Source organism: Bacillus sp. PS217, assembly GCF_037963535.1.
Taxonomy (GTDB): domain Bacteria; phylum Bacillota; class Bacilli; order Bacillales; family Bacillaceae; genus Bacillus; species Bacillus subtilis.
Genome location: NZ_CP150157.1, coordinates 4,115,693 through 4,135,598 on the forward strand (window position 1 = coordinate 4,115,693; position 19,906 = coordinate 4,135,598).

The following is a 19,906-nucleotide window of genomic DNA, read 5'->3' on the forward strand; positions in this document are numbered from 1 at the left end:
TCATCCTGAACATACGAATAGAAAAGAGCAGCATAAACGACTGCTCTTTTTCATCGCTGCAACATACGTTACACCGAATGTTTTTATATCATCTCTAAATTTTACTTTTATATTTTAACATAAGTCCAAATCGCAAGTAAAATAACGCTAATGTTTCATGTGAAACATGAAAAATGAAAAGACATTCTTTGAAAAGAATGCCCATCACAATTAATGTTTATCATCCATAAAGCCAGAAGATTCCTTGTTTTTCTTTTTCGTTTTTCTGACATACATAAAAATTAAGATCACCAGTAAAAGGGTTGTTGCTTGCAGAACGCCGCTGCTAAACAAGAAAAAGTTCTTTATCATGTCCCACATTGTGTTTCACCTCTTTGTGCATGTTCTCAACCCGTATCCTATATAAGGTGAATTTCCCTTTTTAAAAACTTCAAAACATCATGAACAACATTGAGCATTGGGCATATGCTGATATGGAATCTGATCGATAAAGGAGAATTTTCACATGGATGAACGCAGAACATTGGCTTGGCATGAAACATTAGAAATGCACGAGCTGGTTGCTTTTCAATCAAACGGACTCATTAAACTGAAGAAAATGATAAGAGAAGTAAAAGACCCTCAGCTCAGACAGCTTTATAACGTGTCTATTCAGGGTGTTGAGCAAAATTTGAGAGAGCTTCTTCCGTTCTTTCCACAGGCTCCGCACAGAGAAGATGAGGAAGAAGAACGCGCAGATAACCCATTTTACAGCGGTGACCTGCTCGGTTTTGCTAAAACATCTGTCCGCAGCTATGCCATCGCAATTACAGAAACAGCAACACCTCAATTAAGAAACGTACTGGTCAAACAGCTGAATGCTGCCATCCAGCTGCACGCCCAAGTTTATCGATACATGTATCAGCATGGATATTATCCGTCTTACAACCTTTCTGAACTGTTGAAAAACGATGTCAGAAACGCCAACAGAGCCATTTCAATGAAATAAAACAAGCAGCAAAGGAGTTTTCCCTTTGCTGCTATTTCTGCTGATCCTTCAGTAAACCGTTCGAACGATAAGATTCCAGCACGTCTCTGTTGGATTCTCCCCATTCTTTCATTTGCAAAACAATCGGTTCAAGCGTTCGCCCGAATTCCGTCAGAGAGTACTCAACCTTGGGCGGCACCTGGTGATAAACCTCACGGTGCACGATGCCGTCCGCTTCCAGCTCCCTCAGCTGGAGAGTAAGCATTCTTTGAGTAATACTCGGGCAGATTCGCCGAAACTCATTAAATCGTTTCTTGCCATCTATCATGTGATAAAAAAGAATTCCTTTCCACTTTCCGCCAATGACATCTAGAGTGAATTCAACTGGACAGCCTTCTTTGTTCGGGTATATATTCTTTTTTTCACTCATTCTTGACCCTCCAACAGTACCTTTTTTGATACTACATTACATTTTGCAACTAAGCTACCCAGTATTTTACACACCTTTTCTTCTCAGCTCAAAGAAAATGCTTCTTATTCACATCAATTTTTAAGGGTTTGCATGATTACACCTGCAGCAAGACGTGTTAAACTATATAAAGATTACACTACTTAAAAAAAGGATAGGAGCTATCATGGAAAAGATACTTATTTTCGGACACCAAAACCCAGACACAGATACGATTTGTTCTGCGATTGCTTATGCTGATTTGAAAAACAAACTCGGCTTCAATGCTGAGCCTGTCCGCCTCGGACAAGTCAACGGCGAAACACAATACGCGCTTGACTATTTCAAACAAGAAAGCCCGCGTCTTGTTGAAACAGCTGCAAACGAAGTAAACGGCGTTATCCTGGTTGACCATAATGAACGCCAGCAAAGCATCAAAGACATTGAAGAGGTTCAGGTTTTAGAGGTTATCGACCATCACCGCATCGCTAACTTCGAAACAGCTGAGCCGCTTTACTATCGTGCTGAGCCTGTAGGCTGTACGGCTACCATCTTAAACAAAATGTACAAAGAGAATAACGTGAAAATCGAGAAAGAAATTGCCGGCCTTATGCTGTCTGCGATCATTTCTGATTCCCTGTTATTTAAATCTCCAACTTGCACAGACCAAGACGTAGCGGCAGCAAAAGAGCTTGCGGAGATCGCTGGCGTAGATGCTGAAGAATACGGCTTGAACATGCTGAAAGCAGGCGCTGATCTAAGCAAAAAAACAGTGGAAGAGCTCATTTCTCTTGATGCGAAAGAATTTACACTCGGCAGCAAAAAAGTCGAAATCGCACAAGTAAACACAGTGGACATTGAAGATGTAAAAAAACGCCAAGCTGAATTAGAAGCTGTGATCTCAAAAGTTGTGGCTGAGAAGAATCTTGATCTGTTCCTTCTCGTTATCACAGATATCTTAGAAAATGATTCACTTGCTCTTGCAATCGGTAACGAAGCAGCGAAAGTGGAAAAAGCGTTCAACGTTACATTAGAAAACAACACAGCCCTCTTAAAAGGCGTTGTTTCCCGTAAAAAACAAGTCGTTCCTGTCTTAACAGACGCAATGGCTGAATAAGCAAAAAGCATCCCGCGTCGGGATGCTTTTTCTTATTCACCCAGCTTCTCAATTTGTCCCATCACATCAGTAATTTGCTTTGCGTTTTGGACCAGGTCTGACTGTTCCAATTCTTTAAGCGATACCTTGCCTTCCTCGGCTTGTTTCAACACATCTTCAGCGCTTTTCTGCAAGGTTTCGTTATGTTCCTGAATGGTTTGATGAATCTCCGCTGCGGCATCAGGCGGCGTTAATTCATTAAAATCAGCGGCAGCCTTCTGAATCGACTCAAGCTGCGCTTCAAGTTTTTCTTTCGCCTCGGTGTCATTTACAGCTTTCTCAGCCAATTCAGGCGCTTCCTCTGCAAATGTCTTCACCTTCTCCACATAACCAGCTGCTTCACTCGTATAGTTCAATCCGTCGTTCACCTGATCAAGCATGCCACATCCGCCTGCACTCAAAAGTCCCACTCCGGCAAGTACTGTCAAAATGATCTTCATCTTCAGCCCCCTTATTGTTTCTTTTTCATTTTTTCTTTTAAGATCGGAATCAATTTCTCTTTCGCTAACGGCAGCCCTTTCCTCACCAATTCACGCTTCAGCCACTTTTTCAGCTTAGACATTCTGATGCTCCTCTCCCTTTTTGATAAAAATGAAAAAACTCCACCAATTTGGTGAAGTTCCTGAAACAAAAAGACCTTCACCAAATCAGATTTGGCAAAGGTCTCGCTAACAATGAGATTGCCAGCAAAGCCGAGGACACCTTGTCCCGTAATGACGACTTTACTGTGAAAGCTACTCCCCTTTGGAGTGTTCATTTTTATTACTTTCATTCTAAAGCACCGATCTGTTCCAGTCAAATTCCTGCCGTTTATATAAAAGCGCGCTGTGGTATTTAAAATTTGAATGGTTTTTCCATCAGGAGATCATGCTATGACAGAGGAGGTTTTCATCATGAGTCAAGAGCGCGTGAAACGGCCTGGGCATACCAGATGGTACATATCTTCGTTACTTAGCGGCATTATTATTCTTAATTATTTTGACCGAGTGGCCATCTCGGTAGCGGCCCCTGCGATACAAGATTCGTTTCACCTTACTGCAACTGAACTCGGCATCGTGTTTTCCATTTACACCTATTCCTATACACTGATGCAGCTGCCTGTCGGAAGTTTGCTGGACCGTTTTGGGGTTGCATGGGTCACGAGGGTTGGAATGACAATATGGAGCTTTTTAACGATCCTTCTTGCTTTTTTGCAAGGAAAATTGCTGTTGTATCTGTTCCGGTTTCTCATTGGGCTGACGAGCGCCTCTGCGTTCCCTGCTGCCTCTAAAGCAACCGCTCTCTGGTTTCCTCCAAGTGAGCGGGGATTGGCAAACTCACTGTTCGATTCGGCCGCCAAGTTTTCAAATGTAATCGGCGCGCCATTGGTCGCCTTTCTTGTCACAACATTTGACTGGCGTGTCGCTTTTTTGACGATTGGATGCATCAATGTGCTGTTTACGATCTTTTTCTGGCAGTATTATGAACAGCCTGAACGGCACAAACGCATTTCTAAAAGTGAACTAAACTATATTCAAAAACACAATGCCATTACAACAGAGCAAATCCCTTACAAAACGGGCCCGCTTTTAAAAAAGCTTTTCACCAATCGGAAAGTATGGGGCTTAATGATCGGATTTACAGGGTACGGGTATACATTCAACCTGCTGCTCACCTGGCTTCCGACTTTCTTTAAGCATACATACGGTATGGATCTCATGTCGTCCGGTTTATTTACAGCAGTGCCGTGGCTGATCTCAACCATTTCCGGAATTGCCGTCGGCGGCTGGCTCGTCGATTATTTTATTAAGAAAGGCTATCCTAACACCAAGGTGTACCGAACCGTAATCATAGTCGGAATGAGCTTTGGCTTTTTCTTTTTAGGCTCCATTCTGACGAACAATATTACCGTAGCCATTATTTGCATTTCCATCGGACTCGCCGGAATTTCCGCAACCGCTCCGGTCGGCTGGTCCATCTCCGCAGAACTTGCGCCGATCGGTTCCGTATCCATGCTGAGCTCTATGGTGAATCTCGCAAACAACCTGTTCGGAGGCATTATTGCTGCGTCACTGACAGGGTATTTGTTTGATGTGACAGGCTCCTTTACGCTCAGCTTTCTGGTAGCTGGTTTTGTGCTGTTGCTGGGATTGGTTTTTTATGTGTTTGTATTAGGGGATGTAAAACGAATTAAACTGGAATGAAGAGTGCTTGCTGAAAAGCACTCTTTTCTTTGAATCCGCCAGGTGTTATTTTCTTTCTCCCAACATTCACTAGGCTGTCTTCGGACGAAAACACCACCATTTTATCCTTGACTCCAACCAAAGGTAAGGCCTCATAGTGAAAGAAGAAAGGAGGAGTCAGATGGTGAAATTAACAGTAAAAGAACTATCCAATATTGCGAATGTCACAATCAAAACGCTTTATCATTACCACAAAATCGGCTTGCTAGCCCCAAAGGAAATAAGCGAAGCCGGATATCGGTACTATGGTGCTGACGAACTAAAAAGACTGCAGGAAATCCTTTTTTACAAAGAATTAGATATTCCTTTGTCAGAAATCAAAAGATTATTAAATGAGGATGCTGAAAGAACAAGTACATTAGAAAAACAAAAAAAGCTGTTTGAAAAGAAAATTGAAAAGTATCAGCGTCTCATTCAAACAGTCAACACATCTTTAGAATACACGAGAAAAGGCGAAAACATGGATCATAAGGTAATGTTTAAAGGATTTGAAAGCGCTGAAGAATGGAAACAATCTTTAGCAGAACAAAATGGGTATTTAAAAGAGCGTTACGATTTTGAATTGGATACACATACAATCAATGTCGATGAAATGAACAAAATGGCAATAGAGGCTAAACATTTTCTTGATAGGATGGCTGATTTTTTAAGAAACGGCGTAACGTATCATGACCCTTCCGTGCAAGAGCATGTCATGAATCATCTTAAGTTCCTAAATCAGAACGGGCATCCGACAAGTAAAGAAGATTACGTAAAACAAACACGTTTTTTTATGCAAGATGATTTCCATAGAGGAATGTTAGAAGAGCAGCAAGCCGGTTTATCTTATTATTTGGTTGTCGTTGCAGAACACCTGTAGTGTTTTGTCACCCTTTATAGGGTGACAGCCATCAGGATTACGAGACAGCACCGCCAACAATCGAAACATTCTGCCGGTCAACGGCAAAACGCCGTCCGTTCCATTTTAATACGGTTTGAACATATCCCAATGAGTCGGCGTTATACCTTCCCGCTATCCGCTGGTACGCCAATAATTCGTATACGCCGTCTCTGTCAAAATCAACCGGATACAAGCCCGATAAAGGATTCACCCATCCTTCTATCGGCATTTTTAACACACCTTGGCTGTTATAAATCTCATTCAAATATTCCCTGCCTTTGTAAGTAAGGTCGAGGATATACGTTTCGTTTTGCTGATGACTGATGACGCTCGCTTTATATTGATTTTGATACCTCACACTGTACTTTAATTCATCATTCAATACATCTGAATTGAAAATTCGCCGGAACTGCCTGTTTAGATAGGCAAACACGTATGCATAAATAGCACCGCCGCTTCCCCCTGTATCTATTACCACCGCCACATCCTCAATCTTGTCGCCTGTCATATCCCCCAGAAAAAGTGACGGATTGTATCCCATATTGTTTTGAAGCTGAATCTGCTGCTCCTGATGGGTTCTGCCATCACGGATCACCAATGTGATATTTCTCCATAACAGGCTGCCGGGCATTTGATTTCCAGTTAGAAAGACCTCGTCAATAACGCCGTCTCCCGTTACATCGCCGCGAGTAGATGCAATGATTGCACGTGAGGAGACAGGCTGCCGAAATACGTATGGATGTTGAACAAGTCCTCTGCTTTCATAAAACCAATAAGGAGCCATTCTGATGTCATACACATTCAATTGTGTCACCTTCCCTAATCAGCTGAATGAATCATTATATGCAGGTATGGCACATCAAAGACATATCTTACACACCAATTAAATCCGTACCATATGAGTTATCAATTACACAAAGCCACTCGCCTTGCGCATTCTTCTTAAATACATAGGTCGCCCTTCTTTCCATCGCATACTCGGAGTCCTTTTTATCCGAATCAAGCAGTGTCTGAGAAAGGACGAGTACCGTGTCACCTGCTTCCAACAGGATCATTTCCCCTTGTTTCGGGACAATATGATGATTGAAATAGTTCGCAATCGTAATAAACGCTTTTTTGATTTCTTCTTTGCCTCGCGCGATCATGCCCGGCTTCACGACTAAAACGGCATCTTCCGAATAATAATTCATCAGTGTATCAAAATCTTCATTTTGGATTGCCAAATCACACGCAGAGATGATGTCTTTCAATTGCTGTTCCAAATGAATTCCCCCAATCATCATGATTGGATATATTATACATCGCTAGACCACTGAAACCGTGAAAACAAAATGAAAAGTATCCTTTTTTCCTATATAATCAAATAGATATATTTAACAAAGTACCCAAGTGAAGGGGTGAATATTATTGTCTGCGGAAGTAACGTTACATGACAATATACATCATGATTTAAGTGCGGATTGCCAGCACTGTTTTGGCCTGTGCTGTGTCGCCTTGCCTTATGCGAAGTCGGCAGATTTTGCTTTTGATAAAGACGGGGGCACGCCTTGCCGCAACTTACAATCAAACTATCAATGTTCTATACATAAAGATCTCAGAGAAAAAGGATTTCGAGGCTGCTCTGCATATGAATGCTTTGGCGCCGGCCAAAAAGTATCCCAAATCACTTATGAGGGAAAGGATTGGCGAAACAGCCCCGAAACGGCCAACCAGATGTTTGATGTTTTTCCTATCATGCAGCAGCTGCACGAAATGCTCTGGTATTTACATGAAGCTCTTTCTATAGATATAGCCAAGCCGATTCATGCTGAACTGAGAACCAGTTTCGAAAAAATAGAAAGGCTCACCAGACTCAGCAAAGAACGCTTGCTGACACTGCAGGTGGACGAGCATCGAGCTGAGGTCAATGAATGGCTGTTAAAAACAAGTGAACTGGTGCGAGCCCAAGCCCGCCATCCAAAACTCCCGAAAAAGGTCAGCCGGGGAAGTGTCCTGATCGGCGCGAAACTGAAAGGGCTTGATCTGCGAGGAGCAAATCTAAGAGGGGCGCTGCTCATAGCCGCCGATCTGAGAAATGCCGATTTGAGAATGACAGACTTTATCGGTGCAGATATGAGAGACGCTGATCTCAGCGGCGCCGACCTGACCGGGAGCATCTTTCTGACACAGGCACAGGTGAACGCCGCCAACGGCGATTCGAACACAAAGCTGCCGCTGTCTTTACGAATCCCTGCCCATTGGAAATAAAAAAGGACCCGCTAACGGTCCTTTTTTACTGATCAATTCAATCCTTTTTCGTTCCTTTTATCCGGCACTTTCGCACTTCTTGCCAAGTATCCCGACAGCCATAACGCAACCAGCAGCATGAAGGTGATCATACCGACAACGCCCAGCCAGTGAAAAACAGACCAGAATAGCCCTCCGATTGTTCCGAAAACACTTGAACCGGCGTAATAAAAGAACAAATACAGCGATGAAGCCTGTGCTTTGTTGTGAAGGGCTCTCCTGCCCACCCAGCTGCTGGCAACTGAATGCCCTCCGAAAAAACCGAATGTAAAGAGGGCAATCCCCAGAATTTTCACTGCCAGCATACTGTTTATCGTGAATAAAGCACCTGCAATGACGATGAAAATATTCATCACCAGTATTTTCGGATAGCCATACCGATCAACCATTCTTCCAATGAAAGACGAGCTGAAAATGCCTACAATCATCACAATAAAGATCCAGCTGGAAAATGCTTTATTAAGCGAATACGGCGGGCCCAACAGCACATACACAATGTAATTAAACAAGGCAACATTGCTTCCAAGCAGCAAAAAACCAATGAGAAACAAGCTGAATAGTTTACGGTCCCTCAAGTGGCCGTTCAGAGACATTCCCAATTTCCCGAGCTTCAATTTTCTTGGCGTAAAATGCCTGGATGGCGGCAAATTTATAAAAAATATAACACTAGCAATCAAACTAATGACACCAATTGCCCCCATCGCCATATGCCAATTCAAGTACTCGCTCAGGAGCCCGGAAACGATCCTTCCGAAAACGGCGCCGATTGCATTTCCGCTGATATACAGCCCCATCGCCGACCCAAGACTTCCGGGTTCAATTTCTTCCCCGAGATAAGCCATCGCAATCGACGGAAGGCCTGCGAGCGCAACGCCTTGGATGGTTCTCAATACGAGCAGCGTATGAAAGTTCGGACTAAAGGCCGATGCCAGACAGAGAACCGATGCGGCCAGCATGGAAATACCCATAATCGGCTTGCGCCCCCACACCTCGGATAATGAACCAAAGACAAGCATGCTCACAGCTAACAGCATTGTGGTAACAGATAAAGAAAGACTCGCCGCAGTAGGCGTCACATGAAATTCCCGCGTGAATTCCTCCATGAGCGGCTGTACGCAATATAGAATCGCAAATGTATTGAAACCCGCAGCGAAGAAAGCAAACGTAATTTTTCGAAAAACCGGTGTGCCTTTTTGAATGTATGTCATCGGGACTTTATCGGTCCCTCATCATGTTGTGGAGCACTGCCATTCATAAACAACCATCCTTTATTTCTTCCGAATTCAAACATCCTCGAGTCTGTTTATATTACTATCTTAGCACCGTTGATATATGTTGTATAATGCATATAAAATATCATTTTCATGCTTATATGTAATAAAGGAGGGATGATAATTGGAATGGGAACAACTTGAATATTTTCAAACACTGGCCCGAATGCAGCACGTCACGAAAGCCGCAAAAAGCCTCTCCATCACACAGCCTGCGCTTTCACGCTCTATCGCCAGGCTGGAAAATCATTTGGGTGTGCCGCTATTTGACAGGCAAGGACGATCCATTAGCTTAAATCAATACGGACACATTTTTTTACGGCGGGTTCAGGCGATGATGAAGGAGTACACCGAAGGAAAAGAAGAAATCCAAGCCTTATTAAAGCCAGACCAAGGCGTAGTCTCTCTCGGTTTTTTACATACATTAGGCACCACGCTCGTGCCCGATCTCATCGGCTCCTTTCAGCAGGAATACTCCAACATTTCCTTCCAGCTGAAGCAAAACCACTCTTATTGGCTGCTTGAACGATTAAAATCCGGGGATCTGGACCTCTGTCTCCTCGCTTCGATTAAGCCTGAAAATCCGATCCAATGGATCAAGCTGTGGAGTGAAGAACTCTTTGTATTTGTGCCAAATGATCACCCATTAGCCAGTCGCGAAAGCATTACCCTGAATGAGATTGCCGGGGAGCGTTTTATTTTATTGAAAAAGGGCTATGCGCTTCGGATGACGGTCGATGAGCTGTTTGAGAAGGCCAATATACAGCCGAACATTATGTTTGAAGGAGAAGAAGCAACTACTGCCGCAGGTTTTGTGGCAGCCGGTCTGGGCATATCTATTCTCCCAGACCTGAAAGGCTTAGACCAAAGCAAAATCACCAAAATCCGCGTCAGCTGGCCGGAATGTCAGCGTGTCATAGGAATTGCCTGGATAAAAGGCAGGTTTTTATCACCGGTTGCTGAGACCTTTAAACAATATGTGATCAGCCATTTTTCTGAGTAGGAAGGATTCAAGCATGAATGTCAAAAAAATCACGTCAGAACAGGATTTACATACAGCGTTTGAAATCAGAAAGGCAGTATTTGTAGAGGAACAAGGCTGTCCCATTTCGGATGAATTCGATGAGTTCGATACACTCCACGGTGACTGCCAGCACATCCTGGCTTATCATCAGAATGTACCTGTTGGCACTGCACGTGTCCGTATCGTTGGCCACACGGGGAAACTGGAACGAATCTGCATTCTGAAGTCTTACCGCAAATTCGGTTTGGGAAAAGTGATCGTCGATGCATTAGAACGTATTGTAAAAGAACAAGGCATTTCTGCCTTCAAACTGCACGGCCAGACACAGGCGGCAGGCTTTTATGAAAAGCTCGGCTATCGGACTGCATCAGAAGAATTTATGCTGGACGGCATTCCGCATGTGCTGATGACAAAACAAGACGATTCTGCGCTATAGATTGTTCACAAATTTGTCACTTATGAGCATGAACGGTTCATTGGTATACTAATCACCGATTATGGAGAGAAGGAATGATTGTATGCCAGCAAATAAAAAAGAAGGCCTTATATTTGGCGTGATGATGTGCTTTGGAATGGTTTGCGTCATGTCGATTTACAATGCCATCATCAACGGAGCCATCTACGATTTTTCACTGATGACCGTTTTTGAAATGGTCATCGGTTTTATGATCGCCCTCCTGTTAGATTTACTGTTAGTGGGCCCCCTCGCCAAGAAGATTGCATTCCGCATGCCGTTCGACAAGACTAAAAAAATTTATGTCATCCTTGCCATGTCAACTTGTATGGTGATTGGCATGGTACTTTGTATGTCTGTGTTCGGTTTAGTGACAGCGGTTCTAGCAAATGGGCTGAACGGGGACAGCCTCTTCAGTGCTTATCTTATGATTGTGTTGAAAAATTTCATCCTGGCCTATCCGTTGCAATTACTGATTATGGGCCCATTAGTCAGAGGAGTTTTCATGAAATTTGTAAAACCAAAGCTCACAGCCGCAATTTAAATAGAAAAGGAGTGAGCCTGACACTCACTCCTTTTGCTCATGAATCGAATGTAAAACAAGCTCCGCAAAAGCCTCTGCGGCAGGCAGCTGCCATTTTTTCTTTTTGGGTGTGAGTAAATCGGATCGAGGGCTTCACCATGCTGGAGATTTTTCAGCTTATGTTTTTCACTTCCATTAATCCCTATACCTTACCACATAGTTTTTATACAATTCTTCGTTATAAAGGATTTCTTCGCCATGTGAAGAGCAAATGAGCGTTGGTTTGATTTGATCTATGATTGAGCCGCTGTCGATGTTCTCATTTATATCAACACTGAATCTTCTTATAGGTGGGTGTAAATCCTCCTTACTTGTGATAAAAAGGTCGCCCGTCAATAGCGTACGATCGATTTTATGATAATACACAACATGCCCCGGCGAATGGCCAGGTGTTAAATAGTATTTCAGAGGCAGATGAGCAAGCGTTTGCTCCGTCAGCGGCTGTACAATATGGGCTACCCCTGTGTTCTCCACTTCATTTTTGTTCGGATATGGCTCTTCCCCATTGATGTACTTTAGTTCTTTCTGGTGCGCAAAAATCGGAATATCAAATCTCTCTAACCATTTTGATGCACCCCCGATATGATCACTGTGGCCATGGGTAAGCAAAATGGCTTTTGGATTGCCGATCGCTAACGCTGCCCTAATTTGAGCATCAGCAAAACGTTCTATTCCCGTATCAACAATATAAACATCATCACCATCTTTGATAAACCAGGTATGAACCGGAATACGAAGAGGCACATCAAGCTCAAATTCACATTGAAAGACATGTTCTGATAGTTGTCTCAAATTCACGCAAACCATCTCCTGTGGAAATTTTTTGATAGTTTTAAAGAAAACAGAAGTGAACGGACTATTTTCACCCACGCTCGAGCTGACTGGATTCTTGAGAGGAAACGCCGATTTTCGCCAGCATCAGCTCAACTTGTTAACGTTGTCCATTAATAATCCCTTTTGTTCCCCTTCTTCACATATTCCCAATCACGTTCTATATTCTTCCTCACTCTATGAAGGAGTGCAGAAATGGTTTCCTTTTCCTCTGAAGTAAAACCGGACAAGGCCACTTCCGTGGAATGTTCTCCTTCTCTTCTTAACAATGGATATACCTTTTTCCCTTTCTCAGTCGGGAACAGTTTTTTTATTTTTTTATTTTGCTCATCTGGCAGTTTTTGAATAAATCCCTGCATTTCCAGCTTCTTAATGGCCCGCGCGGCCGTTGTCCGGTCCACCTTTATCATTTCCGCCAATTTTTCTTGAATAATTCCCGGATTTTCGTATATACGTACGAGATAGAGATACTGCCCTCTTGTTAAGTCCAAATCTTTAAATTCGATGTTGCTTATGGAATCCAACGCTCTTGCTATCATGCCGATCTCACGCAAAATATCATTCATTCCTAAAACCCCTCACGTATTTTTGTTGCAATTACAACAAAAATGTTTTAACCTTACTATTATAAGACCACATGCATGCTGTACAGTCCAGACTAATATCAGAAAAGGATTGATTCATAATGAATATAAAAAGAATAACAACTGAAGCTGATTTACATGAAGCTTTGAATATTAGAAAGACGGTTTTCATTGAGGAGCAACATGTATCGGAATCCGAAGAGTTCGATGAATTTGATACGCTCCAGGAACAATGCCAGCATGTCTTGGTATATCATGAGAATCAGCCTGTCGGCACGGGCCGTGTGCGCATCGTTGACCATACAGCAAAGCTGGAAAGAATCTGCATCCTAAAACCTTACCGTAAGTATGGATTGGGGAAAGTCATCGTAAGCTGGTTAGAAGAAATCATAAAAGAAAAAGGACTGACTGCATGTAAGCTGCATGGTCAAACACAAGCAGCAGGCTTTTATCAAAAACTGGGCTACCAGATTTCTTCACAGGAATTTATGGAAGACGGCATCCCTCATGTCTTGATGACAAAAGACATATCGCGGAATATAACATGAAATATATTTTTTACGGATTAGGCATACTCATATTAAGTTTGGGCATTTCCTTAACCATACAATCAGGACTGGGCACATCACCCTTCGATGCCCTTTTGGTTGGTCTGTCAAAAGAAATCGGTCTTACCGTAGGGAGCTGGGAGGTCCTTATTTCTGTGATCCTCTTAATCTGCAACGCTATATTAACGAGAAAAAAACCTATTTTGCTAGGCTTAATTACAGCATTCATTACTGGAATAGGCATTGACCTATGGTTGTTTGTTGTAAAAAACACCATCTATCTAAATGCGTTGTTAAGCAAACTGATTTGTTTCGGAATTGGTTTGATGCTCATCGGTCTTGGAACAGCCATCTATCTTCAGACGAAATTCGCATCAACACCCATCGATCATTTAACACTTATTATCCGAGATCTCTCCAAAAGAACAATCTTGTTTTCAAGAACATTGGTATACGCTCTTTTCTTAGTATTAGCCATCATCTTTAAAGGCCCTATCGGCATCGGAACCCTATTAACCGTCTGTTTGGGAGGAATGATCCTTCACGTTTTTATGCCTATTGTGGAAAAACAATTCTTATCAAAAAAAAGAAGGGGTTAAAAAACCTCTTCTTTGAAAAAACGAAACGCAAAACAAGCTACGTTTCGTTCAATAATTTTATGATAAATTAAAATTTATAGTACCAAAAAATCGCAATTTCATTTGCTGTTGGAAGGTTGGAATAAAGCATCGTATCAACTGCACCTATTATAAAGTGATGTTTGGCATAAAAACGACAAGCTGAAACATTAATATCTTGTGTTTCAAGCATAAGACCACAAAAGCGATTCTCCTTTGCCCACTCAATCGCTTTATGTAATAATGCTGTTCCAACGCCTTTTTGTCTATAGTCTTTTGCAACGGCAATGTCCTCTATTAGTGCATACCCATTCCAGTTAGAACGAATCTTAATCCGGCCGATGCAGTTGTTTTCAACATAATATAAAAAGACAACCTTCCCTTCATCTTCAATATAACTAACATCCATTTCATCATCTTCATATTGTTTAAAATAAGGTTCAGAAAATCGTTCCTCAGTATATGTCCAAACACCGTTTTCAAAAGCAGGTATCATTCTCCCAAAAACAACGAAAGGTTCATTTGGTTTATTGAAATCTTTCAAATTCATTTGAGCCATTTTCTTGATCATATCAATCCCCTCCTAAACGAGATTATATTAGCATACTCGTTTCGATCAAGAACAGCATCCATCACCTTTTATATATAGCGATTTTTCTATTTCACTGTCTTAATGGGGTATTTCAACAGAGGCTTGTGGTACAGTAAAAAGGAATAGATGATCCCGTGCCTACTAACAATAATAGATTCATCAATATGAAAAAGCATACTTCCTTCAACCCGCCATTGAATGGTACCCGTGGGGATTAGAAGCATTAGATATAACTCTGCCATTGGTGACATGTCCAAAAGACTACCAAAAATCCGTTGACCTTTGTTTTTTCTATGAAAGAATGAGAGTGAATAAAGGAGTGATTGAGTATGTTAACAAGAGAAGATATCTTTAAACACGTCAAAGAAAAATACGGTACATCGCCTGATTACCCGTGGGTGAAATACCCAAACTATGCTTCTTTGAGACATACATCAAACAAAAAATGGTACGGTCTTATCATGAATGTTCTCCCAGAAAAATTAGGCTTGGATGGTCATGGCGAAATAGATATTCTAAATCTAAAATGTCCCCCTGAAATAAGTGATAGCTTAAGAAACGGGGAAAATATCTTACCCGGATATCATATGGATAAGGAACATTGGATTTCAATTGTTTTAGAACGGACAGATCCAGAAGGCGAAATCTATAACTTAATCGAGCAGAGCTTTCATTTAACCAAGTGAAGATAAAGAGTGTTCCGGCTAATCAAGCTGCGAAAAGTAGTGGGCACTTTCATTTTAGGATACTGTTCTTCACTCAGTCCATAAACGCAACTTAGTCTATCTGGTGCGAGAGTGGGAGAAGAATTTCTACCAACTTCTTATGGAAAAGGATGAATAGTTATGACAAATAACTTAAAACAGAGAAGAATCATTTTAGATTTAGCAGTTACTTTAGATGGTTTTATTGAAGGGAAAAATGGAGAAGTTGATTGGTGCATTATGGACCCTGATATGGGGTTTACTGATTTCTTAAATCAAATTGATACTATTTTATATGGCAGAAAAAGCTACGATTTATGGGGACAATATATTCCAAAAGATGAAGACCCTGATACAGAAAAGGAACTTTGGAAATTGGTTCATAGTAAAAAGAAATATGTTTTTTCCAGAACACAAAATGAGATTGATAATCAAGCCATATTTATAAATGATAATATTCTTGAAGAAGTAAATAAATTGAAGAAAAAGTCTGGCAAAGACATCTGGCTATATGGTGGAGCGAGTCTCATTACAACTTTTATAAATTTGGGGCTTGTTGATGAATTTAGATTATCTATTCACCCTGTTGTTTTGGGAGAAGGAAAACCGTTGTTTATTGATGTAAAACAGAGGATAAATTTAAAAATGGTGAATACAAGAACATTTTCCTCTGGCGTTGTGCAAATCGTTTATCATTGGAATGGCTAAAAAAATCTTACTCCTCCAAAATATACATTGTAAGGTAACACTCGACAGTTATTTTTCTTATTGAACTAAAGGGGGAATCCAATGGGTTCTCCTTAATACTATTGAATTATCAACATCAAATTTTAACAGAGCTAAAAATATCCATTCTCTTGTATTAAAAGAAAAGAAGACTGGAAAGGACGCATTAACATAATTAAACATTATAGTATATTTCATTCTCCCTCTTTTAAGTAAATCGGCTAAGAGGTGATCCTATGCCCAATAACAATAAATCCAATAGATTAATCGCTGAGAAGTCTACTTATTTTACTTCAACATGCTCATAACCCTGTGGACTGGTTCCCTTGGGGAGAAGAAGCATATGAAAAAGCGAAACGCGAAAACAAGCCTGTTCTCGTATCTATTGGGTATAGCTAACGATGGCTAATCTAAAGAACATGCTATTGATGCCATGTTTATTCATTTTACAAAAAAGGATCAACCTTGAATTACTTTCACAAGATTGATCCTTTCACTCATTTAGCCATGTCTCCGCGAACGTTTATATACATTCAAGATTACTAGCCAACAAATAACAATGATTCCTGCAAAAAGTATGAGCATATTGCTATACAAATAGGTAGAGTGATCAACGTCAATAGGCAGCAGCCTATGATCTAGGAAGCCGATAGATAATAAACCGCCTACAATCGCAATACCCGTTCCCTCTGATAAAAAGCTCGTGAAATTAAGCAAACTCATTCCAGCGCCCGCTTCCTTTTCTTTCAAACTGCTAGACACAACTGTAGATATAACTGTTTTTGTGAAAGATAGCCCCCCAAAAACAAAAATTACTATAATTGTCATGATCCATGGTGCTGCATCTATAAAAAAGGCAGCGATTAAAAAGCCGGAAGAAAGCAATGCACTTCCAATAGTTAGTACATACAAGGAACCTTTCCGATCAACAAGCAATCCCCCAATGTAACCAAAGATGATGACACTCATTGTTCCGGGGAAAATAATGCCGCTTCCAATTGCTGCAGTACTTAAATGGTGAACATCTTTCATCATGTAAGGAACCATAGAGACAAATCCTGCTACTGTACCAAATATTAGTCCTCCGCAAAGGGTTCCAATCACAAAAAAGACGTTTTTCCCTAATTCAGGGTCAACAAAAGGGTCCTGAGCTTTCCTAATGTGTTGCACAAATATGAAGAAAGCAAGGATACTGATGATCAGAAAAGAAAATCTATAAGATGTTGTAAACAGCATAAAAAATACGATACCTGCAGACATCAATATAATCCCTGCCATATCAATGTGTCCTCTTATTCTCTCTTCCTTTTTCAACAATTTTATAAGGAATGGAACGGTGATAATTGTTGCAGTTGGAATAAGCAGCAAATACGACCAATGGATATAATGAGCAACCATTCCGCCAATAGCTGGCCCAACACCTTCTCCCATTGCTACCAGGGACCCGATCAGGCCAAATGCTTTCCCCCTGTTCTCTTTTGGAATATAGCGCGCAACGACAACCATCACAAGAGCTGGGAATGCGGCTGCACCAATTCCTTGAATAAATCGGGCTAGAATGAGAATAGGAAAGAAAGAGTGTCCAACAAATCCAATGATCGACCCTAATCCATTTACCATAATCCCAAATAGAAGCAGATTTTTGATGCCCAGCTGGTCTGATAGCTTTCCATATAGAGCTGTTCCAATGGAGAAGGTTAACATAAAGGCTGTATTCACCCAGTTTGCACTTGCTGGCAGTTTATTAAACTCGTTGGCAATATCAGGTAATGAGACGTTCAGAACCATTTCATTTAATACGCTGAAAAATGATAGAACACAAAGCCAAATCAAAACTTGATTGTGCCGTAAAGTTGACTGTGAATAAGACGTATTCACAATTTCCCCTCCATTAATGAGGGCAGACGCAGTTTATAGGGTCATTGATACGCTTCCCTCTTTTAATTGTACCCTGTTCATTTTATTGCACTTCATAATAACTCCCCCTACATTTGATTGATATGATCTTATTATATATAGACTAAGGATTAAACTTTTACTTTTTTTATAAAAATTTGACCAGATTGCGAAACAAGGAAAAACGTTATTCGCATTTATCTCAAGTGGCAAAATGAAACATTAGTTTATATTTTCACATCACAATTATCGATAAGCAGTCAGTTATTGTATTTGTTTAGGATAACTGTGGTAACCTGAATATAACCAACTTAGGAAGAAGGTGATCCCATGCCAAATAAAAGTAAACCCAATAGATTAATCGCTGAAAAGTCTCCTTATTTACTCCAACACGCCCACAACCCTGTGGACTGGTTCCCGTGGGGAGAAGAAGCATTTGCAAAAGCAAAACGCGAAAACAAACCGGTTCTGGTCAGCATCGGTTATTCGACGACTTGTCATTGGTGGCCTGGGATAATCAAATCGTGTGGAACTCCATTAAAAGATAACAGAAGCCATTTTAAACGATAATACTATTTGTTCAAACAATACAGTCTACCTTTTATGTCATTCATTTTCTAAAACCTGTAATCCGTAACCACGCGGTAGCAGGTTTTTTTATTTGCTTGACTTAGAGTTAACTCTAAATTGTAAACTAACTTTAATTAAATGAGAGGGATGATGTTGTTGTATTCCATTAGTAAAGCTGCTGAGAAGACTAGTATTAGTTCGTATACATTAAGATATTACGAAAAGATTGGGTTACTTCCACCACCAAAACGAAAAAACAGTGGAAGGCGTTTTTATACGGAGACTGATATTCAGTTCATGTTATTCCTGAAAAGTTTAAAGGAAACAGGTATGTCTTTAGAGGATATTAATGAGTTTGTCAAAGACGGATGCATTTTGGAAAAAATCAATTCGGATGCTAAATCGGCACAACTCTCCCCATCTATAAATAAACGTATTGAGATTTTAACCAAGCACTTAGAGAAAATGGAAATTAAAAAAAGGGAGCTGGAAGAAGTGATTTCTACTACAAAAGGAAAACTGGATACATATTATTCAATTTTGAAAGAGGAAGTGGAAAACAAATGAAACATTTAAATATATACATAATGTTACTTGGCTTCTCTATTTTCACGGGAGCTACTTTTAATCTTGCAAAATATACAGTTGGATATTTTTCTCCATCGTCTTCTGCGGCATGGCGTTTCGGTTTAGCGGCTGCAGTGATGCTCATCATTTTGATTTTTACTGAAGGTATAAAGAAGAGTCAATTACGGAAAAACGCCGTTTCATACATTGTTCTTGGAATTATAGGAATCTTTGGATTTAATGCCTTGTTTTTTGTTGGTTTAAAATATACATCTTCCGTTAACGGAGCATTAATAATGGGGCTGAATCCTTTATTAACAGCAATTCTCGCTCGAATTATCTTAAAGGACAACATGACAAAAAAACAAGTACTCGGCATATTCTTTGCATTCATCGGTGTATTGTTAGTCATTACACAAGGTTCTATCGAAACCATTAAAACCTTATCAATTTCAGGAGGAGACTTAATAATCTTTACAGGTAACGTTTGTTGGGCACTTTATGGCGTACTTGGACGTCGGTTTGTAAAGGATGGTACACCGGTATCTACAACCACTTATACGATGGTTATCGGTGCTGTTAGTTTAATAGTAGTTTCCTTATTTACATCCAAACCTGTTTCTTTATCGAACATCCCGATTGGAGTTTGGGGGGCAATTGCTTTTATGGCTTTCTTTACAAGTGTTTTGGGTTACCTATGGTGGAATCAGGGGATTAAAGAGATTGGGGCTAGTAAAACATCTTTATTTTTCAACCTTGTTCCCGTTGTAACGATGATTATTTCATTTGCCGTTGGAACACCAATAAAGGTATTTCAAGTTATTGGGGCTGTGCTAGTTATATTAGGCGTTTTAACCGCTTCGGGGGTAATACGTATTCCTAAGTACAATACTAAAGAACAGTCAGCTATATAAAGAAATAGGGAGTATTTTTGAGAAAATGTGTTAAGTTAAATATACACTAATTATAGGAAGAAGGTG

At 40.7% G+C, this 19,906-nt stretch carries 26 protein-coding genes and 2 pseudogenes; 16 read left to right on the forward strand and 12 right to left on the reverse strand.

Going from position 1 to position 19,906, the window contains the following annotated elements; genetic code table 11:
- Nucleotides 1-210 precede the first annotated feature (210 nt).
- Nucleotides 211-360 (reverse strand): hypothetical protein, encoded by a 150-nt coding sequence (locus tag NSQ83_RS21270; RefSeq protein ID WP_003226909.1) that lies wholly within the window; start codon nucleotides 358-360, stop codon nucleotides 211-213.
- Nucleotides 361-505: 145 nt separating this feature from the next.
- On the opposite strand from NSQ83_RS21270, the gene cotF reads away from it, so the two are divergent.
- Nucleotides 506-988 (forward strand): spore coat protein CotF, encoded by a 483-nt coding sequence (gene cotF / locus NSQ83_RS21275; RefSeq protein WP_003243364.1) that lies wholly within the window; start codon nucleotides 506-508, stop codon nucleotides 986-988.
- 31 nt (nucleotides 989-1,019) lie between these two features.
- Here the strand turns inward: cotF and hypR are convergent, their stop codons facing one another.
- Nucleotides 1,020-1,397 (reverse strand): transcriptional regulator HypR, encoded by a 378-nt coding sequence (gene hypR, locus NSQ83_RS21280; RefSeq protein ID WP_003236556.1) that lies wholly within the window; start codon nucleotides 1,395-1,397, stop codon nucleotides 1,020-1,022.
- Between the two features lie 205 nt (nucleotides 1,398-1,602).
- Here hypR and NSQ83_RS21285 point away from each other — a divergent pair, with 205 nt between their 5' ends.
- A complete protein-coding gene (locus NSQ83_RS21285) occupies nucleotides 1,603-2,532 on the forward strand; it encodes a manganese-dependent inorganic pyrophosphatase (protein ID WP_003226902.1) in 930 nt (309 codons plus the stop codon).
- Nucleotides 2,533-2,564: 32 nt separating this feature from the next.
- Here NSQ83_RS21285 and NSQ83_RS21290 read toward each other — a convergent pair whose 3' ends face one another.
- Nucleotides 2,565-3,011 (reverse strand): DUF6376 family protein, encoded by a 447-nt coding sequence (locus NSQ83_RS21290; protein ID WP_014478547.1) that lies wholly within the window; start codon nucleotides 3,009-3,011, stop codon nucleotides 2,565-2,567.
- Between the two features lie 11 nt (nucleotides 3,012-3,022).
- Nucleotides 3,023-3,343: a hypothetical protein gene (locus NSQ83_RS21295; RefSeq protein WP_029726110.1), complete on the reverse strand. Its 321-nt coding sequence runs from the start codon at nucleotides 3,341-3,343 to the stop codon at nucleotides 3,023-3,025.
- A gap of 100 nt (nucleotides 3,344-3,443) precedes the next feature.
- Between NSQ83_RS21295 and NSQ83_RS21300 the strand changes: the two genes are divergently transcribed.
- The gene (locus tag NSQ83_RS21300) at nucleotides 3,444-4,754 is read left to right on the forward strand and encodes an MFS transporter (RefSeq protein ID WP_014478548.1); all 1,311 of its coding nucleotides are present in this window, start codon (nucleotides 3,444-3,446) and stop codon (nucleotides 4,752-4,754) included.
- Between the two features lie 160 nt (nucleotides 4,755-4,914).
- Nucleotides 4,915-5,652, forward strand: a complete 738-nt coding sequence (locus NSQ83_RS21305) for a MerR family transcriptional regulator (protein ID WP_032676932.1) — start codon at nucleotides 4,915-4,917, stop codon at nucleotides 5,650-5,652.
- A gap of 37 nt (nucleotides 5,653-5,689) precedes the next feature.
- Here the strand turns inward: NSQ83_RS21305 and NSQ83_RS21310 are convergent, their stop codons facing one another.
- Together NSQ83_RS21310 and NSQ83_RS21315 are read right to left on the reverse strand one after the other, a co-directional pair.
- Nucleotides 5,690-6,478, reverse strand: coding sequence for a hypothetical protein (locus tag NSQ83_RS21310; protein WP_032676931.1), 789 nt, complete (start codon nucleotides 6,476-6,478; stop codon nucleotides 5,690-5,692).
- 67 nt (nucleotides 6,479-6,545) lie between these two features.
- Complete coding sequence (locus NSQ83_RS21315; protein ID WP_029726106.1) at nucleotides 6,546-6,935, reverse strand: nuclear transport factor 2 family protein; 390 nt, start codon at nucleotides 6,933-6,935, stop codon at nucleotides 6,546-6,548.
- A gap of 145 nt (nucleotides 6,936-7,080) precedes the next feature.
- Here NSQ83_RS21315 and NSQ83_RS21320 point away from each other — a divergent pair, with 145 nt between their 5' ends.
- On the forward strand, nucleotides 7,081-7,920 hold the full coding sequence (locus NSQ83_RS21320; protein WP_003226887.1) for a pentapeptide repeat-containing protein: 840 nt from the start codon (nucleotides 7,081-7,083) through the stop codon (nucleotides 7,918-7,920).
- 32 nt (nucleotides 7,921-7,952) lie between these two features.
- On the opposite strand, the gene NSQ83_RS21325 is transcribed toward NSQ83_RS21320, so the two are convergent.
- Nucleotides 7,953-9,167, reverse strand: coding sequence for an MFS transporter (locus NSQ83_RS21325; protein ID WP_003226885.1), 1,215 nt, complete (start codon nucleotides 9,165-9,167; stop codon nucleotides 7,953-7,955).
- Between the two features lie 187 nt (nucleotides 9,168-9,354).
- Between NSQ83_RS21325 and NSQ83_RS21330 the strand changes: the two genes are divergently transcribed.
- The 3 genes from NSQ83_RS21330 to NSQ83_RS21340 all read left to right on the forward strand — a co-directional run bounded on the left by NSQ83_RS21330 (nucleotide 9,355) and on the right by NSQ83_RS21340 (nucleotide 11,252).
- Nucleotides 9,355-10,233 (forward strand): LysR family transcriptional regulator, encoded by an 879-nt coding sequence (locus NSQ83_RS21330; RefSeq protein WP_003226883.1) that lies wholly within the window; start codon nucleotides 9,355-9,357, stop codon nucleotides 10,231-10,233.
- Between the two features lie 13 nt (nucleotides 10,234-10,246).
- The gene (locus tag NSQ83_RS21335; protein WP_003226881.1) at nucleotides 10,247-10,690 is read left to right on the forward strand and encodes a GNAT family N-acetyltransferase; all 444 of its coding nucleotides are present in this window, start codon (nucleotides 10,247-10,249) and stop codon (nucleotides 10,688-10,690) included.
- Between the two features lie 82 nt (nucleotides 10,691-10,772).
- On the forward strand, nucleotides 10,773-11,252 hold the full coding sequence (locus NSQ83_RS21340; protein ID WP_003226879.1) for a hypothetical protein: 480 nt from the start codon (nucleotides 10,773-10,775) through the stop codon (nucleotides 11,250-11,252).
- A gap of 24 nt (nucleotides 11,253-11,276) precedes the next feature.
- On the opposite strand, the pseudogene NSQ83_RS21345 reads toward NSQ83_RS21340, so the two are convergent.
- The 3 genes and pseudogenes from NSQ83_RS21345 to NSQ83_RS21355 all read right to left on the reverse strand — a co-directional run.
- Nucleotides 11,277-11,410, reverse strand: a pseudogene (locus NSQ83_RS21345) (LysR family transcriptional regulator); the annotation flags it as partial.
- 16 nt (nucleotides 11,411-11,426) lie between these two features.
- Nucleotides 11,427-12,089, reverse strand: coding sequence for an MBL fold metallo-hydrolase (locus NSQ83_RS21350; RefSeq protein WP_003226877.1), 663 nt, complete (start codon nucleotides 12,087-12,089; stop codon nucleotides 11,427-11,429).
- Nucleotides 12,090-12,235: 146 nt separating this feature from the next.
- On the reverse strand, nucleotides 12,236-12,688 hold the full coding sequence (locus NSQ83_RS21355; protein WP_003226875.1) for a MarR family transcriptional regulator: 453 nt from the start codon (nucleotides 12,686-12,688) through the stop codon (nucleotides 12,236-12,238).
- Between the two features lie 119 nt (nucleotides 12,689-12,807).
- On the opposite strand from NSQ83_RS21355, the gene NSQ83_RS21360 reads away from it, so the two are divergent.
- Nucleotides 12,808-13,254 (forward strand): GNAT family N-acetyltransferase, encoded by a 447-nt coding sequence (locus tag NSQ83_RS21360; protein ID WP_003226873.1) that lies wholly within the window; start codon nucleotides 12,808-12,810, stop codon nucleotides 13,252-13,254.
- A complete protein-coding gene (locus tag NSQ83_RS21365) occupies nucleotides 13,251-13,853 on the forward strand; it encodes a YitT family protein (protein WP_003226872.1) in 603 nt (200 codons plus the stop codon). The genes NSQ83_RS21360 and NSQ83_RS21365 overlap by 4 nt, the downstream gene beginning before the upstream one ends.
- A gap of 67 nt (nucleotides 13,854-13,920) precedes the next feature.
- Here NSQ83_RS21365 and satA read toward each other — a convergent pair whose 3' ends face one another.
- On the reverse strand, nucleotides 13,921-14,442 hold the full coding sequence (gene satA / locus NSQ83_RS21370) for a streptothricin N-acetyltransferase SatA (protein ID WP_003226870.1): 522 nt from the start codon (nucleotides 14,440-14,442) through the stop codon (nucleotides 13,921-13,923).
- Between the two features lie 350 nt (nucleotides 14,443-14,792).
- Between satA and NSQ83_RS21375 the strand changes: the two genes are divergently transcribed.
- From NSQ83_RS21375 to NSQ83_RS21385, 3 genes and pseudogenes are all read left to right on the forward strand, one after another.
- Nucleotides 14,793-15,149: an MmcQ/YjbR family DNA-binding protein gene (locus tag NSQ83_RS21375; protein WP_003226867.1), complete on the forward strand. Its 357-nt coding sequence runs from the start codon at nucleotides 14,793-14,795 to the stop codon at nucleotides 15,147-15,149.
- A gap of 159 nt (nucleotides 15,150-15,308) precedes the next feature.
- Complete coding sequence (locus NSQ83_RS21380; RefSeq protein WP_003226866.1) at nucleotides 15,309-15,875, forward strand: dihydrofolate reductase family protein; 567 nt, start codon at nucleotides 15,309-15,311, stop codon at nucleotides 15,873-15,875.
- A 254-nt stretch (nucleotides 15,876-16,129) separates the two neighbouring features.
- Nucleotides 16,130-16,292, forward strand: a pseudogene (locus NSQ83_RS21385) (DUF255 domain-containing protein).
- Between the two features lie 102 nt (nucleotides 16,293-16,394).
- On the opposite strand, the gene tet(L) reads toward NSQ83_RS21385, so the two are convergent.
- Nucleotides 16,395-17,771 (reverse strand): tetracycline efflux MFS transporter Tet(L), encoded by a 1,377-nt coding sequence (tet(L), locus tag NSQ83_RS21390; RefSeq protein ID WP_003242953.1) that lies wholly within the window; start codon nucleotides 17,769-17,771, stop codon nucleotides 16,395-16,397.
- Nucleotides 17,772-18,119: 348 nt separating this feature from the next.
- Here tet(L) and NSQ83_RS21395 point away from each other — a divergent pair, with 348 nt between their 5' ends.
- From NSQ83_RS21395 to NSQ83_RS21405, 3 genes are all read left to right on the forward strand, one after another.
- Nucleotides 18,120-18,359: a DUF255 domain-containing protein gene (locus tag NSQ83_RS21395; RefSeq protein WP_003243894.1), complete on the forward strand. Its 240-nt coding sequence runs from the start codon at nucleotides 18,120-18,122 to the stop codon at nucleotides 18,357-18,359.
- A 150-nt stretch (nucleotides 18,360-18,509) separates the two neighbouring features.
- Complete coding sequence (locus tag NSQ83_RS21400; protein ID WP_089172734.1) at nucleotides 18,510-18,926, forward strand: MerR family transcriptional regulator; 417 nt, start codon at nucleotides 18,510-18,512, stop codon at nucleotides 18,924-18,926.
- Nucleotides 18,923-19,840 (forward strand): EamA family transporter, encoded by a 918-nt coding sequence (locus NSQ83_RS21405; protein WP_089172735.1) that lies wholly within the window; start codon nucleotides 18,923-18,925, stop codon nucleotides 19,838-19,840. Before NSQ83_RS21400 ends, NSQ83_RS21405 begins: the two co-directional genes overlap by 4 nt.
- Nucleotides 19,841-19,906 lie beyond the last annotated feature (66 nt).